13 protein-coding genes are annotated in these 14,212 nt (G+C 64.5%); 5 read left to right on the top strand and 8 right to left on the bottom strand.

Annotated elements, in window-relative coordinates:
* Window positions 1-28: 28 nt before the first annotated feature.
* Entirely contained in the window at window positions 29-439 is a 411-nt protein-coding gene (locus AC4D6D_RS22325) for a hypothetical protein (protein WP_491327705.1), read from the top strand.
* A gap of 3 nt (window positions 440-442) precedes the next feature.
* Here AC4D6D_RS22325 and AC4D6D_RS22330 read toward each other — a convergent pair whose 3' ends face one another.
* The 6 genes from AC4D6D_RS22330 to AC4D6D_RS22355 form a co-directional block, all read right to left on the bottom strand.
* Window positions 443-1,483 carry a DUF3667 domain-containing protein gene (locus AC4D6D_RS22330; RefSeq protein WP_491327706.1) on the bottom strand — a complete coding sequence of 347 codons (1,041 nt, stop codon included), beginning with the start codon at window positions 1,481-1,483 and terminating at the stop codon, window positions 443-445.
* Between the two features lie 58 nt (window positions 1,484-1,541).
* Window positions 1,542-2,312, bottom strand: a complete 771-nt coding sequence (locus AC4D6D_RS22335) for a ParA family protein (protein WP_491327707.1) — start codon at window positions 2,310-2,312, stop codon at window positions 1,542-1,544.
* A gap of 239 nt (window positions 2,313-2,551) precedes the next feature.
* The gene (gene rpoZ, locus AC4D6D_RS22340; RefSeq protein WP_334181236.1) at window positions 2,552-2,896 is read right to left on the bottom strand and encodes a DNA-directed RNA polymerase subunit omega; all 345 of its coding nucleotides are present in this window, start codon (window positions 2,894-2,896) and stop codon (window positions 2,552-2,554) included.
* Between the two features lie 74 nt (window positions 2,897-2,970).
* Entirely contained in the window at window positions 2,971-3,534 is a 564-nt protein-coding gene (locus tag AC4D6D_RS22345; RefSeq protein WP_491327708.1) for a DNA-3-methyladenine glycosylase I, read from the bottom strand.
* Window positions 3,531-4,175, bottom strand: a complete 645-nt coding sequence (gene alkB / locus AC4D6D_RS22350; RefSeq protein ID WP_491327709.1) for a DNA oxidative demethylase AlkB — start codon at window positions 4,173-4,175, stop codon at window positions 3,531-3,533. The genes AC4D6D_RS22345 and alkB overlap by 4 nt, the downstream gene beginning before the upstream one ends.
* Entirely contained in the window at window positions 4,162-4,881 is a 720-nt protein-coding gene (locus AC4D6D_RS22355) for a 2OG-Fe(II) oxygenase (protein WP_491327710.1), read from the bottom strand. The genes alkB and AC4D6D_RS22355 overlap by 14 nt, the downstream gene beginning before the upstream one ends.
* A 166-nt stretch (window positions 4,882-5,047) precedes the next feature.
* Here AC4D6D_RS22355 and AC4D6D_RS22360 point away from each other — a divergent pair, with 166 nt between their 5' ends.
* Window positions 5,048-5,836 carry a DUF4198 domain-containing protein gene (locus AC4D6D_RS22360; protein WP_491327711.1) on the top strand — a complete coding sequence of 263 codons (789 nt, stop codon included), beginning with the start codon at window positions 5,048-5,050 and terminating at the stop codon, window positions 5,834-5,836.
* A gap of 11 nt (window positions 5,837-5,847) precedes the next feature.
* The gene (locus AC4D6D_RS22365) at window positions 5,848-6,309 is read left to right on the top strand and encodes an EF-hand domain-containing protein (RefSeq protein WP_491327712.1); all 462 of its coding nucleotides are present in this window, start codon (window positions 5,848-5,850) and stop codon (window positions 6,307-6,309) included.
* A gap of 40 nt (window positions 6,310-6,349) precedes the next feature.
* Here AC4D6D_RS22365 and AC4D6D_RS22370 read toward each other — a convergent pair whose 3' ends face one another.
* On the bottom strand, window positions 6,350-8,623 hold the full coding sequence (locus AC4D6D_RS22370; protein WP_491327713.1) for a S9 family peptidase: 2,274 nt from the start codon (window positions 8,621-8,623) through the stop codon (window positions 6,350-6,352).
* A 380-nt stretch (window positions 8,624-9,003) separates the two neighbouring features.
* Between AC4D6D_RS22370 and fumC the strand changes: the two genes are divergently transcribed.
* Window positions 9,004-10,383: a class II fumarate hydratase gene (gene fumC / locus AC4D6D_RS22375; protein ID WP_491327714.1), complete on the top strand. Its 1,380-nt coding sequence runs from the start codon at window positions 9,004-9,006 to the stop codon at window positions 10,381-10,383.
* A gap of 39 nt (window positions 10,384-10,422) precedes the next feature.
* Here the strand turns inward: fumC and AC4D6D_RS22380 are convergent, their stop codons facing one another.
* Window positions 10,423-11,535 (bottom strand): ROK family protein, encoded by a 1,113-nt coding sequence (locus AC4D6D_RS22380; protein ID WP_491327715.1) that lies wholly within the window; start codon window positions 11,533-11,535, stop codon window positions 10,423-10,425.
* A 159-nt stretch (window positions 11,536-11,694) separates the two neighbouring features.
* On the opposite strand from AC4D6D_RS22380, the gene AC4D6D_RS22385 reads away from it, so the two are divergent.
* On the top strand, window positions 11,695-14,196 hold the full coding sequence (locus AC4D6D_RS22385) for a TonB-dependent receptor (protein ID WP_491327716.1): 2,502 nt from the start codon (window positions 11,695-11,697) through the stop codon (window positions 14,194-14,196).
* Window positions 14,197-14,212: the final 16 nt, after the last annotated feature.

Consider the following 14,212-nt stretch of genomic DNA (forward strand, 5'->3'; position numbering starts at 1 on the left):
TATCATTCGTGACCTGGAGTGCCCGCTGATGACCTTTCATTTTACCGCCCCGTCCGGCTCGCCGGGCACCCTCCCGCCCAGCGTCCTCGTCGACACGGTGCGCTGCTGGACCCAGGCTCGCCGCGAAGGACGCCTGACCCAGCCCAGCCTTGCCGACCGGCTCGATCTGTTCGACTGCGCCGTTCTCGCGCCGGTGCTCGACAGCTTCTGCTTCCTGCTCGAATTCGCGCTCGACCGGCCGTTTCGGATGGGCGAAGCCCGGCAGCTCTCCTCCGACGAGCGACTGATGCTGACGCTGCTTGAAGGGCCGGAACTGCGCACCGTCACATTGCCCTGCGACAGGACACGCGGCGCCCTGCTCGATCTCGCGATCCGTTCCACCCGGATCATGATCGCCCTTACGCTTCGGCAAGCGCGCAAGGTTAAGGTCAAAGGGTGAGCGTCAAAGGCTGATCTGCGCCATGATCATCACGAAGAAGATGACCAACGCCGTCGAAGCGAACCAGCCCAGCAGGACGGTGCGCCAGAACGCGCCGAACCGCCCCACTCCGTAAGTACCGCGCAATTGCCGGTACATGTGGATCGGCGGCAGGAAGAACAGCACCGACAGCAGGGCCGTGGCACCGAGGGAATCCAGCACCATGCCGAGAATGACGAGCATCGTCATGAAGCAAAGCGAGTACGTGACGAAGACCGTGTGGTCGTATAGGTGGAAGCGGCGACTGAAAGGGAACAGCAGCCAGAGAAACGGCACCGAGATCGGGATCAACGCCCAGCTGTACTTGTAGGCATAAGTCTGAAGCTTGTAGGCGGCGAGTTCCGGGTTCTTTTTGAATTTCTTGATCGCCTTGTCGATCTGGTGGAAGTCGCTGTAGCTCTGCCGGTCAGGCAGGTTCTCGGCAATCGCCGACCGCGTGTCCTTCAGCGCCTCGATTTCCTGCTGCCTGCTGTCGATCCGCCGATCGATCGCCTGGGTATCGGCTTTCCGGTCTTTCAACGTCTGCCGCTCTGCCCGCAAGGCCGCGAGTTCCTTCTCGCTCGCGGCGATCGCCTGCTCGAAATTGCCGGACCGGACCGAAGGCGTCTCGGTGCCTTCATGGCTTTCCAGGGCATGGAAGGCCGCGAACATCAGGAAGACACTGAAAAGGAACAGCGCGATTGGAGAGACATAGCTGGCGCGCCGACCGTCGATATATTCGCGCGTAAGTCTGCCGGGCCGCCAGGCGAGCAGCGGCAGCGTGCGCCAGATCTTGCCTTCGAAATGGAACACGCCGTGGAGCAGATCGTGAAAGAACGCACCGAGGCTGCGATGGACGTGCGCGGCCTGCCCGCAGGCATGGCAATGCGAGCCAATCAGCGAGGTGCCGCAATTGAGACAAGCGGTTTCATGCGTATGCCCGTCGCGCCCTGTCTCCGGCTCGATGGCCTTGGCGGCCAGAGCGCCCTGCCCAAGCTCCGCCAGACTTTCGGTGATCTCGGTCATGGATTCCCCCTGAAGCGGGAGGAGCCTATCGCGTTGTCCGGCGGCTGAACAGGGCCTGCTAGGCGGCCCGCTCGGCGAGCTTGGCCTCGATCGCCCTCCACAGCCGCGCGAACTGCTGCGCAGCCGGGCTTTGCGGGGAATGCGCGCCGACCGGCTGCCGGTGCACCGCGCATTGCTCGACGGCGCTGGCATAGGGAACCGAGGGCCAGTTCGGGTTCGCCTCGCGTGCCTGCCGGTGCAGGGCGCGGCGGATATCCAGCATCGAGAGCACCGGCAGGATCGGCGGATGGCGGCGCGTATTCCCGGCGATTTCCCGCACCACGAGATCGAAGGCACGGGCGGAAAGCGGCGAAGGCGGCAGCGGCACGATCACCAGATCGGCGGCACGCACGACTTGCGCGGAAAGCTCGTTCATCACCGGCGGGCAATCCAGAACGATGCGGGCATAGCTGCCGGAGAGTTCCTCCGTCAGCTTGGCGAGGCGCTTGCGCTTGCCGATGCGCATGAGCTGGGCATCGAGCGCGCGAATGCTCTCGTCGGCGGGTAGGACGTCTATCCCGTCCCAGGCGGTTCGCTGGATCAGCTTGGCCGGGGAGCGATCGCGCGAGAAGACTTCCTCCGCCAGCCCGGAACCTTTCGGCTCCAGTCCATAGAGAAAACCGGAGCCACCCGCCGCGTCGAGATCCCAGAGCAGCGTGCGATGGCCGTCTTGCGCCGAGCACCAGGCGAGATTGGCGGCAAAGGTCGTCTTTCCGACTCCGCCCTTGACGCTGTAGATCGCAATCGTGGCCCCGCCGGAGGATTGCCTATCCGCGTTCGGTTCTTCCACGCGCCGCGCGCGTTCCCGAACCGATCCACCGGCGATCCGGGGCAATTTGTGCTTCTTTCCAACCACGAGCGGGATCGTTGCCGGTGGAGCGCTATCCGTCAACCGGGAACCGCTTTCGGCCCCTGCCTAAATTCGGTCGCTGCCTAAAACGGTATCGGCCCGCAGCTCTGTCCGAGAAACGGAGAGAACTGCGGGCCGATACCGCTATCCGGCTCGCACCGGATCAATATGTCGGGCTATCAGCCGTCGTAGTCGCCACCCAGCGAGGTATTGCGGGTCGGCGCCGAAGCGGTGATGCGCAGAGCTTCGGCCGACTGGCTGAGCGAACCGATTTCGTCCATCTCGTCATCGTCGTCCGGCAGGACGCGCTGCATCGAGGTGACCAGCGTTTCCTTGAGGTTGCTCGGGGTCACGGTCTGCTCCGCGATTTCGCGCAGGGCAACGACCGGGTTCTTGTCACGGTCGCGCTCAAGGGTGAGTTCGGCGCCGCCCGAGATCTCGCGCGCACGCTGTGCGGCCAGCAGGACCAGGTCGAAGCGGTTGGGGATCTTGTCGACACAATCTTCGACAGTAACGCGCGCCATGGGCACTCCGTATGAAATCTGGTGGATCGGTAAACGAGGGCCGATAAGCGGATAACCCGCAAGAGTCAAGAAAACTACGCGCCTGCCGAGCGGCGGAAACAGGTCGCCTCGTGATCGTCGATCACGCCGACTGCCTGAAGCCAGGCATGGACGACGACCGGGCCGACGAAACCGAAGCCACGCTGCTTGAGCGCCGCGGAAAGCGCGTCGCCTGCCGGGGAGCGCGCCGCGCTGCCGGTGCCGTCGCCCATGGCCGTCTCGCCGCCGACGAAGGACCAGACGAATTCGGCGAAGTCCTCGCCCTGTTCCTGCATCGCAAGGTATCCCTGCGCATTGCGGATGGTCGCCTCGATCTTGGCACGGGCGCGGACGATGCCCGCATCGCCCATCAGGCGTTCGATTTCGACAGGACCGTAGCGCGCGATGCAATGGGGATCGAAGCCCTCGAAAGCCGCGCGGAAGGCTTCGCGCTTGTGAAGGATCGTCCGCCACGACAGGCCCGCCTGGAAGGTGTCCAGCACCAGCTTTTCCCAGAGCGCGCGGGAATCACGGACAGGAACGCCCCATTCCTCGTCGTGATAGGCCTGCATTCGGGTATCGCCTTCGGCCCAGCGGCAGCGGTGTAGCGTTTCGGTCATCGGGCTTTCCGGAAAGTGAGATTGTAGCGCCAGAGACCGGTCACAGGATGCGTGCCCTTCTCGACACTGTCCACCCCATGGAAGACCATGCGTGAGGGCCCTCCCCAGACGACCACGTCGCCATGGTGGACCGGATGACGCCGGGGACGTTCGCTCCGCGCGAGGCCGCCCCAGAGGAACGTGGCGGACAGCCCCATCGAAACCGAGACGATCGGCGCATCGTGGTCGCGCTCGTCCATGTCCTGATGCAGCGAGAGCCGCGTCTGCGCGTCGTAGCGATTGACGAGGCAGGCATCGGGAACGAAGCCGGGATAGCCCGCCGCGGCCGCTGCGCGCGCGGCGAGATCCAGAAAGCGCGACGGCAGCGCAGGCCAGCAATCGCCGGTCTCCGGGTCTATCGATTGATATCGATAACCTCTGTCGTCGCTGACCCAGCCCGTCTCTCCGCAGTTGAACATCGCCACCGCCAGTCGGCCGCCGCTGCGCGTCGTCATATGGCGGAACGGCGAGATCGCTGCGAGCGGCGGTATCTCTGCAAGCAGCGCCCCCGCATCCTCCAGTGCGAAACCGCCAAGCAGGACCGCGCCCGGCCCCAGCCTCACTTCGCTGCGGGCACTGGCGAACATGTCAGGCTGCATCATGGAAGATCACCCCCAGAACATGGCGCCTGCCCGAGCGGAGTTGCGAGACCCCATGCCGCATGACAACGCGGTAGTCTCCGCGCGATCCCCGCTGCGGACGCTGGTTGACCGCGAAGACCACGCCGTCGCCCTTGGCCAACGGCACGACGATGGGCCGGGACTGCATGCGCGGGCGCTGCTCGGTCAGAACGAGTTCGCCGCCGGTGAAATCCGCTCCCGGCTGCGAGAGCAGGGCCGCCACCTGCAAGGGAAAGACATGCTCGCCATAGAGGTCCTGATGGAGGCAATTGTAGTCGCCGGGGCCATACTGAAGCAGGAGCGGCGTCGGCCTTCGCTGGCCGGCAGTATGACAGCGATCGAGGAACTCCGCATGATCCATCGGGAAACGGACCGGCATATCCATGCGCTCCTGCCAGCGGTTGGCGATCGGCGCGAGGCGGGGATAGAGTGCGGTGCGCAGCGACTGGACGGTGTCGGGCAGCGGATAGGCGAAATAGCGATACTCGCCTTGTCCGAAGCCATGCCTGGCCATGTGGACCTGACTGCGGAACATGCCTGTCGGCCCATAAAGCCGGGAAACCGCATCGCACTGTGCATGGCTCAGAAGGCCCGTCAGGACCGCCCATCCCTCGCGGTCGAGTTGAGCCGCAATCCCCGGCCAGTCCTGCCCCGCAACTTCAGGAATTTCGTCTTCGTTCTGGGTCATTGCCGGCCACCTAATGCAAGCATCTAGCGATAGCGCCCCGATCCTTGCGGTCAAACCTGCCAGCCTCCGGCCATGCGATCGATACGCGCCGTTACAATTATCGCTATTGATTCGCATTAGTTTGTGTGCCCAAGAGCAGCCACGCTCACAGATCGAGAAAGACCCGATGACTCGCACCATTCGCCTGAGCCTGCTGGCCGCTTCCGTGGCTGCCGCTGTGCTGGCTGGCCCAGCCTTCGCCCACTCGCCCTACCTGCTGCCCAACGGCTTTAATCTCGACAAGGACGACCACGTCACGATTGAGGCCTCGTTCAGCGAGCATGTCTTCGTCCCCACGGTCGCCATGCTGTCCGACGATTTTCACCTTGTCGGGCCGGACGGCAAGGCCGTGCCGCTGAAGCCGGTGGCGCTGCGCGACCTCGCGGTGCTTGAAGCCCCGCTACCGGTCGACGGCACCTATCGCCTCTCCAGCGGCGAACGGCAGGGCCGCGTGGCCAAGGCCGCGCTCATCGACGGCATCTGGGAATTCATCGACCCGCGCCGCCCGCTGCCCGCCGGTGCCACGCCGGTCGACATGCAGAGCGTCACCAAGGCCGAGGCCTTCGTCACGCGCGGCAAGCCCGATCAGGCTGCGCTCGCGCCGTCCGGCAAGGGTATCGAATATCGCGCGATCACGCACCCCTCGCTCATCCGCGCGGGCCAGCCTGCCGAGTTCGAACTGCTGTTCGACGGCAAGCCGCTCGCCAACGCCGACATCGAGGTCGAGCAGGCCCGTGCGGGCGAGGTGGAAAACACTCGCCTGCCGCTCGTCACCAGCGATGCACGCGGTCGCTTCGCCATCACCGCGCAGGAGCCGGGCCTCTACTTCGCAATGACGCGCCACCGCGTCGATGCCGCGAACGGCCTGCCTGCGCGTAGCTACACTTACGCCCTGACTTACTCCGTTTCGAAATGAGGAAGAATGCCATGAAGTCCGCACTCTGCGCGATGTCCCTGCTGGCCGCGATCGGCGCCGGAGCCACGACGGCCCATGCCGCCTCCCACGATCTTGCGACTTTCATCAAGGAACAGGATCTCGACGGCGACGGCAAAGTCAGCAAGGACGAGTTCCAGCGCGGCCGCGACGCCGAATTCGACCGGATGGATCGCAACCATGACGGCGTCCTCTCGCACGACGAATATGTCGGCGACTATCGCGAGCGCCTGGAACGCGAACTCGCGCAGCGTCCCGAAAGCGAGCGCGCCGAGGAGCGCACCCGCCAGATGCGTCAGGCGGAAGTGCGCTTCGGCGTTCTCGACAGCGACAAGAGCGGCGGCATCACCCGCGCCGAGTTCGCCGCCACCGGCTGGGGCATGTTCCTGCGCCACGACACCAACCACGACGGCTTCGTCTCTGCCGAGGACGTGCCTGCCAAGGATCAGGATTGAGAAACGCGCGGAGCCGTCACGATGCGGCTCCGCCATTTCCTTACCGCAGGCTGCGGATGAAGAACTCCGACAGCCTGCGCGTCACATAGTCGATCGGCCCGGTCGAACGACCGACGCTGTGCTCGCCGCCGGGCACGACCAGCAGGTCGAAGTCCTTGTCCGCCTTGATGAGTGCATCGGCGACCTGCATCGTCGAGGCGGGATCGACATTGCTGTCCTGCTCGCCCACAATCATGAACAGCTTGCCCTGGAGCCTTGCGGCATTGTCCACGCCCGAGGCATCGGCATAGCTCTTGTCGACCGGCCAGCCGAGCCACTGTTCGTTCCAGCTGATCTTGTCCATGCGATTGTCGTAGCAGCCCGCCATGGCGACGCCCGCCTTGTAGAAGTCGCCATGGAACAGCAGGGCATTCAGCGTGCTCTGCCCGCCCGCCGAGGCGCCGTAGATGCCGACGCGTCCGATATCGTAGCCCGGATCCTTCGCCGCCAGCGCCTTGTGCCAGAGGATGCGGTCCGGGAAACCGGAGTCCTGGAGATTCTTCCACGCCACGTCCTGGAACGCCTTCGAGCGGTTGGCCGTGCCCATGCCGTCGATCTGCACGACGATGAAGCCGAGATCGGCCAGCGCCTGCATGCCGATGACTTTGTCGCCGCCGGAGTGATAGCCGAAAGGCCAGAAGCTCTTGGGCACGAAGCTGTCGTGCGGCCCGGCGTAGATATTCTCGATCACCGGGTACTTCTTCGCCGGATCGTAGTCGCGCGGGCGGACGACGAGGCCCCAGATATCGGTCTTGCCGTCGCGGCCCTTGGCGGTGAAGACTTCCGGCGCGCGGAAACCGGCGGCCGTCAAGCGGCTGATATCGCCCTTCGCGACGGTCTGGACCAGTGCGCCGTCGCTCGCGCGATGGAGTTCGCTGACATTGGGCAGGTCCACGCGCGAATAGGTATCGACGTAGAACTGCATGTCGGGCGAGAAACTAACGGTGTGATCGGCGCGCTCGGGGGTCAGCGGCGTGAGGTTTCGGCCGTCGAAATCGATGCGGTAGTAGTGGCGGAAATAGGGGTCCTCGCCTGCGTTCATGCCGCTGGCGGCAAACCAGATCTGGCGCTTGTCGTCATCGACCTTCACCACATCGCGGACCACCCACTGGCCGGTGGTGATGCGGTTCTTCACCTTTCCGGTCCGGCCGTCGATCAGGTAGAGGTGGTTCCAGCCGTCACGCTCCGAGGCCCAGACGATCTCATTGCCGAGGCCTTTCACATCATGCGAAAAGCGGCGGTCGGCATAGACGAAAGTCTTCGCATCCTCGGTAACGGCGGCATGGGCCGCGCCGCTCGCGGCATCGACCGAAACGATCCGCGCCTGCCCGAAACCGCGCCGGACGTAATCGAACTCAACGCTCTTCCCATCCGCCCGCCAACGCGGCGCGGACAGTTCGTAAGCATTGGGGAATAGCGACGGGTCCACCAGGGTCTGGCGCTTTTCGGCCACGTCGAACAGCACCGGTTGCTCTTGGTCGATGGCGTCACCGGGCTTGGGATAGAGCTGCGTCTGGAGGCCCGGCTGCCCCTTGTCTTTCGGCGCCGCCTCGACGCGCAGGACATGGCGGGCATAGCCGGGGCGGACGCGGTAGATCATCAGGTGGCGGCTGTCAGGCGACCAGACGATTGTCTCGGGGTCGTAGAAGTTGCCCGACGATCCGTCCGTGCTCAGGCGAACCGCTGCCTTGCTACCGGCGGGGCGGACGATCAGGTTGTCATCCACCACCAACGCTTCCCACTTGCCGTCCGGCGACAGACGCGGATGATTGTCCGCCGGAACCGAAAGATCGCGCACGACGCCGAAGCCGCGCGGACGGCGCGGGTCTTGCTGCTTCTCGCAGGCATAGTCGGCCAGGGTGCAGCGCCAGCCGTCCTCGTCGAGCCAGAACTGGATGGTCTGCCGGTCTCCAGTATAGTCGAACTCGGCGAAAGGCAGGCGCAACGGCGCGACCGGGCGGCCCAGCGCCTTGCTCAGCGTCGCGGCGAGGCGCTGCTGGTCGAAGGCGGGACTGTGCGCGAGCGATTTGGCATCCACGGTCTCGAACGCGAAGCCGCCCTCCACGGTCTTACGATAGGAGAACGCGGTACCGTCCGGCGTCCAGTGCGCGGGCCAGGCCACGTCGCGAGTCAGATATTGCCAGTTCTCGCGAAGGGCGAGCGACCGATCGATATCCGCCCGCGTCGGCGTCGCTCCTACTGCAGCCGAGGTCAGCGCCGCGCCGCCCGCCATCAACAGTCCGCAGATACGAGCACGGCGAGCAGCAAGAGACATGGAATGCGACCTTATTGGAAGAAGCGGGTGTGAATCGTATACGGTATTACCTGAGAGACGCAATGCTTGCATCACCGCTCCACGTCATCCTGAACTTGTTTCAGGATCCATTTGTGGCCTTCAACGGCGGTCTGATGGATCCTGAAACAAGTTCAGGATGACGGAGTGAGCGTCAGTAAAGTGCGTGCGCATCATGCGAAAAGCGCCAAGCTGGGCGCATTAATTGCTAATGCGTCGCATATTCTTTTCCTCAATTCCGGTACATAGAGGCGTCCCAGGCGGTGGCGATGATTCGCCGCCATTGAACCCTTCGGGGGGAGATCCTAGTTTCAACACCACGCCGGAAACCACGGTCCGGCAACGAGGAGACGGTCAAGGCCATGGATATTCGTCGCGAATCCGACAGCATCGGTGAAATCGAGGTTCCCGCCGCCGCCTACTGGGGGGCGCAGACCCAGCGCAGCATCGAGAATTTCCCCTTCGCCGCCAGCGAACGCATGCCCCTGCCGATCGTCCGCGCCCTCGCCCGCGTGAAGCTGGCCGCCGCGCGCGCCAACCGCGCCCATGGCCTCGAAGCCGGGCTTGCCGATGCCATCGAAGCCGCCGCGATCGAAGTCGTCGAAGGCAGGCTGGACGACCAGTTCCCACTGGTGATCTGGCAGACCGGCAGCGGGACCCAAAGCAACATGAACGTCAACGAGGTCATCGCGGGCCGCGCCAACGAAATCCTTTCCGACCAGCGCGGCGGCAAGAGCCCGGTCCATCCCAACGACCACGTCAATCGCGGCCAGTCCTCCAACGACAGCTTCCCCACCGCCCTCCACGTCGCGGCGGTCGTTTCGATCGAGGAAGTGCTCGTCCCCGCCCTCGACCGACTGACCGCCTCTCTCGATGCCAAGGCCAAGGCCTGGGGCGATATCGTCAAGATCGGCCGTACCCACCTTCAGGACGCGACGCCGCTGACCCTCGGTCAGGAATTCTCCGGCTATGTCCAGCAACTGCGCGACGCCTATCAGCGTGTCCGTGATGCCGAGAAGGGCGTGCTGCGACTGGCTCAGGGCGGTACTGCGGTCGGCACCGGGCTCAATGCCCCCGAAGGTTTCGGAGAAGCGATTGCCGCCGATCTCGCCGAGCAGACCGGCAAGGCCTTCGTCAAGGCACCGAATACGTTCGAGGCTCTCGCCAGCAATGACGCACTGGTGCAACTCTCCGGCACGCTCTCGACGCTGGCCGTGGCGCTGACCAAGATCGCCAACGACATCCGTCTGCTTGGCTCCGGCCCTCGTTCGGGCCTCGGCGAACTCGACCTGCCCGCGAACGAGCCGGGCAGTTCGATCATGCCCGGCAAGGTCAATCCCACCCAGTGCGAGATGCTGACGATGGTCGCCGCGCAAGTCATCGGCAACCACCAGGCCGTGACCGTGGGCGGCCTTCAGGGCGCCTTCGAGCTCAACGTGTTCAAGCCGATGATCGGTGCGGCGGTGATTCGCTCCATCGAACTGCTCGCCACGGGCATGACCAGCTTTGCCGAGCGCTGCGTGGACGGCATCGAGCCGAACCGCACACGGATCACCGAATTGCTCGAACGCTCGCTGATGCTGGTGACCGCGCTGGCGCCGGAGATCGGCTACGACAATGCCGCCAAGATCGCCAAGCACGCCCACACCAAGGGCCAGACCTTGCGCGAGGCGGCGCTGGAACTCGGTCTGGTGGACGATGTGACCTTCGACCGGCTCGTCCGCCCCGAAACCATGGTCTGAATGCGAAGGAAACGCGGAGCACTCCGGTGCTTCGCGTTTCTATTCCTGCGCGGCGAAGGCATGGATCGGCAGCAGCGCCGCTCCCAGCGTGATCGGTGAGCCGCCTAGCCCTGAGATCCGCACCGGCGGGCGGCGGCTTTCCACCGTCGTCACCAGCGGCGACTGCGTCAACCGCTCCTTCAATCCGCGCAAGACCTCGCCCGGCAGCGGCCCGGCCAGCACGATCGCCCCCGGATCGATCCACGCAAAAGCCGTGTTGCACACGAGTTCGAGCTGCCCCGCCGCCCGGTCCATCCAGACCTCGATGGTATCGCGCTGCTCCGGGGCAGCCGGATCGATTTCGGCGACCGAGGCGATCGTGCAGCCATCCGCGCGCAGACAGGAAAGCAGGTCCAGTGGGCTTGGTCGGGGCCGGTCGAGCGGGAACAGGCAGCCCACTTCTCCCGCCACGCCGTATTGGCCGCGCATCAACCGGCCGTCGACGATCACCCCAGCGCCGATCCCGTAGCCCAGAAGCAGTACGACCACGGTAGAGAAATCGCGCAGCAGCCCACCAAGGTAGAATTCGGCCAATGCGGCGGCATTGGCGTCGTTTTCCAGCCAGAGCGGCCAGCCTAGTTCGCCGGACAGGATTTCATGCAGCGGCGCGCCGCGCCAACCAGGCAGCGCATCGACGACGCTCCACCGCTCTCCATCATTCGAGAGCGCCGGTCCCGGCACGGCGACGCCCATGCCCAGCATGCGCTGCCCCAGCAGATTGTGCCGGTTCACCAGTTCATGCGTGATATCACGGACCCTGCGGGCGAACTGCCGGGGATCGATCGGCGCGATCGTCTCGTGATGCTTGGCGACCACAGTGCCCGCGAAATCGACGAGAGCGATGTCGAGCATACCTTTGTGCGCCGTGGCACCGACCGCATAGCCGCCACCCGGTGCCAGCCGCAGCGGCACCGCCGGCCGTCCGCGCGCCTGATGGCCGGGATCTTCCAGTTCCTCCACCATCCCCATCGAGAGCAGCGCGCGCGACAGCTTGGTGAGCGCGGCGGGGCTGATTTCCAGCCGTCCGGCCAATGCCGAACGGGACAGGGCGCCGGACTTGCGCAGTTCCCGGATGATCCGGCGCTGGTCCTTTTCCAGGGCGGGGAGAAACACGAGGCGATAGCTCCAGCAGCGACCGGGCAAGCGTGATTTGCCTCGGAACTGTCAAATTATTTATTTCACGAATAATAATTAAAAGCGTCATGTTCAGCGGTCAAGGGGCTTCCGCGTCGCCTGCCCAGGCAGACTTCCAACGAAATGAGGGTTCCCCCAATGCGTAAGAGCATTCTCGCTTCCAGCACGGCACTCGCCGCCATCTGCACTGTTTTCACTGCGCCCGCACTCGCCCAGACCGCCCCTGCTTCGGCCGACAGCGCCGAGCAGGGTTCGCGTACCGACGACATCATCGTCACAGGCTCGACCCGCGCCCAGCGCCGCTTCGACGTCTCCTACGCGATCAACACCCTGTCGCAGGAAGACATCCAGAAGATCGCGCCTGTCAACTTCGCGGACCTGATCGGCCAGCTTCCCGGTTTCCAGACCGAGATCACCGGCGGCGAAGTCCAGAATATCTACCGCATTCGCGGTCTCCCCAACGACGGCGGCTTCGTCAGCTTCCAGCAGGACGGCCTGCCGCTGTTCCACGAGAACGACGGTGTGTTCTTCCGCGGCGATGCGATCCTCAAGCAGGACCTCATGACCGAGCGCGTCGAAGTGGTGCGCGGCGGCCCGGCGCCGGTCTATGCGAGCTATTCAGGCGCGATCATCAACGCGATTACCGTCACCGGCAGCGACGTGGCGCGCGGCAAGGCGCAAGTGACGCTCGGCGATACCGGCCTCTATCGCCTCGACGCCTATCAGGCGGGACCTCTGGGCAAGAATACCTATTACGCCGTGGGCGGCTTCCTGCGTTACCACGACGGCTACCGCGACAACGGCTTCCCCAACGACAAGGGCGGCCAGATCCGCGCCAACATCAAGCATGAACTGGACAACGGGTTCATCAAGCTGAACCTCAACTACGTCAACGATCACAACGTCTTCTACCTGCCGATCCCGACCAACGACCCGCGCGATCCCAGCAAGTCGCTGAACCAGTACATAGACTATTTCACCGGCACGATGAACTCCCCCGCCTTCCGTAACGTCAATCTCAAGTACCGTGACGGCAACGGCGTGATCCAGAGCCGCAACAGCGACCTGTCCGACGGGCGCCACATGCGGATGGTCAACTTCGGCGCCCACTACGAAGGCGACTTCGACGGCTGGCTCGTCACCGCCGCCGCCGGTTACACCCAGGGCAAGAACGACTTCACGGCGTTCTACTCGACCACCAATCCTACTACCATGGACGCGATGCTCGATGTCGGCGGTGCGACTAGCATCCGTAACCGCGCAAACGCAGCCTTCGGTACGGCGGACCATTTCGGACTGGTTCTGGCAGGCACCGGCACCGTCTACGATCCCAACAGCGCCTCGGGCCTCATCATGCAGGGCCAGTACCGCGACATCCATTCGAAGTTCTATTCGGGACAGGTCAATCTCTCGGTCGCGAAGCAGGTCAAGACCGGCATCGGCACCCATGACATCAAGCTGGGCCTCTACGGCAGCCTCTATGGCGAGGACAGCCGCACCCTCTACCAGAACTACCTGATCGAAGTGGCGGGCAAGCCGCGCACGCTCGACCTGGTGAGCTACAATGCCGCCGGTGCGGTGCTGGGCCGCGTGACCGACAACGGCGTGCTCAACTACGCCGCGACGCTCAACCAGGGCGATTCCGATGCCAAGATGTTCGCGGTCTATGCCAACGACACCTGGGAGATAGTGCCCGGCCTGCGCATCGACGCCGGTATCCGCCACGAGCGCTACAGCTACAAGGGCTGGGCCGCGCTCACGGCTCAGGCGAACCTCGGTGACGCGACCACCCTGGCCGACGACGCCACCCGCGCCTTCACCGGCGTGATCCTGAACCAGAAGCTCAAGCCCAACGCCACCAACTGGACGGTCGGCGCCAACTACGACTTCTCGGGCCATGTCGGGCTCTACGGCCGCGCCTCGCACCTCGAAACGCCGCCCAACGTCCAGACGGTGATGAGCATCAACCCGACGATCATCAAGACCGTAGCCGACCAGTACGAAGTGGGCCTCAAGCTCGCTTCGGGCCGCTCGTACCTCTACGTCACGGGCTTCTACACCAACTTCGACCCGCTCAACGCCTCGTTCCTCGCCTACGACCCCACCACGAACCGCAACGACGTGAACGTGCCCTTCATCGGCGAGGCCCAGGTCAAGGGCATCGAGTTCGACGGTGCCTGGTCGGTCACCCCGTGGTTCACGCTCAACGGCGCGCTCACCGTCAGCGATCCCAAGTACAAGAATTTCCAGAGCAGCACCGGCGCAGATCCGGAGCAGGCTGAAGGCAACCAGATCGTCCGCCAGCCGAAGGTCTACGGCAATATCCGCCCGAGCTTCAGCTTCTCGACGAACGACACCGACATTTCGGTCTATGGGCGCTACACCTACATGGGCAAGCGCTTCGTCGACCTCTACAACAACACCGCGCTTCCGGCTTACGGCACGATCGGCGCGGGCATCACGGCCACGCACGGGACCTGGCAGCTTCAGGTGGTGGGCGACAATCTGTTCAATGCCCACGGTCTGACCGAAGGCAATACCCGCACCGACTCGCTGGCGGGCCAGGGCAGTTCGGAGGCGATCTACGGCCGTCCGATCTTCGGTCGCAACTTCCGGCTCGTCGTGAGCAAGTCCTGGTAATGCGCGGAAAAGCTTA

This window comes from Novosphingobium sp. BF6 (assembly GCF_058273105.1).

Coding starts and splice junctions, on each gene's coding strand:
- AC4D6D_RS22325 (WP_491327705.1), top strand. CDS start 29: ATGACCTTTCATTTTACCGCCCCGTCCGGCTCGCCGGGCACCCTCCCG.
- AC4D6D_RS22330 (WP_491327706.1), bottom strand. CDS start 1,483: ATGACCGAGATCACCGAAAGTCTGGCGGAGCTTGGGCAGGGCGCTCTG.
- rpoZ (WP_334181236.1), bottom strand. CDS start 2,896: ATGGCGCGCGTTACTGTCGAAGATTGTGTCGACAAGATCCCCAACCGC.
- AC4D6D_RS22345 (WP_491327708.1), bottom strand. CDS start 3,534: ATGACCGAAACGCTACACCGCTGCCGCTGGGCCGAAGGCGATACCCGA.
- alkB (WP_491327709.1), bottom strand. CDS start 4,175: ATGATGCAGCCTGACATGTTCGCCAGTGCCCGCAGCGAAGTGAGGCTG.
- AC4D6D_RS22355 (WP_491327710.1), bottom strand. CDS start 4,881: ATGACCCAGAACGAAGACGAAATTCCTGAAGTTGCGGGGCAGGACTGG.
- AC4D6D_RS22360 (WP_491327711.1), top strand. CDS start 5,048: ATGACTCGCACCATTCGCCTGAGCCTGCTGGCCGCTTCCGTGGCTGCC.
- AC4D6D_RS22365 (WP_491327712.1), top strand. CDS start 5,848: ATGAAGTCCGCACTCTGCGCGATGTCCCTGCTGGCCGCGATCGGCGCC.
- AC4D6D_RS22370 (WP_491327713.1), bottom strand. CDS start 8,623: ATGTCTCTTGCTGCTCGCCGTGCTCGTATCTGCGGACTGTTGATGGCG.
- fumC (WP_491327714.1), top strand. CDS start 9,004: ATGGATATTCGTCGCGAATCCGACAGCATCGGTGAAATCGAGGTTCCC.
- AC4D6D_RS22385 (WP_491327716.1), top strand. CDS start 11,695: ATGCGTAAGAGCATTCTCGCTTCCAGCACGGCACTCGCCGCCATCTGC.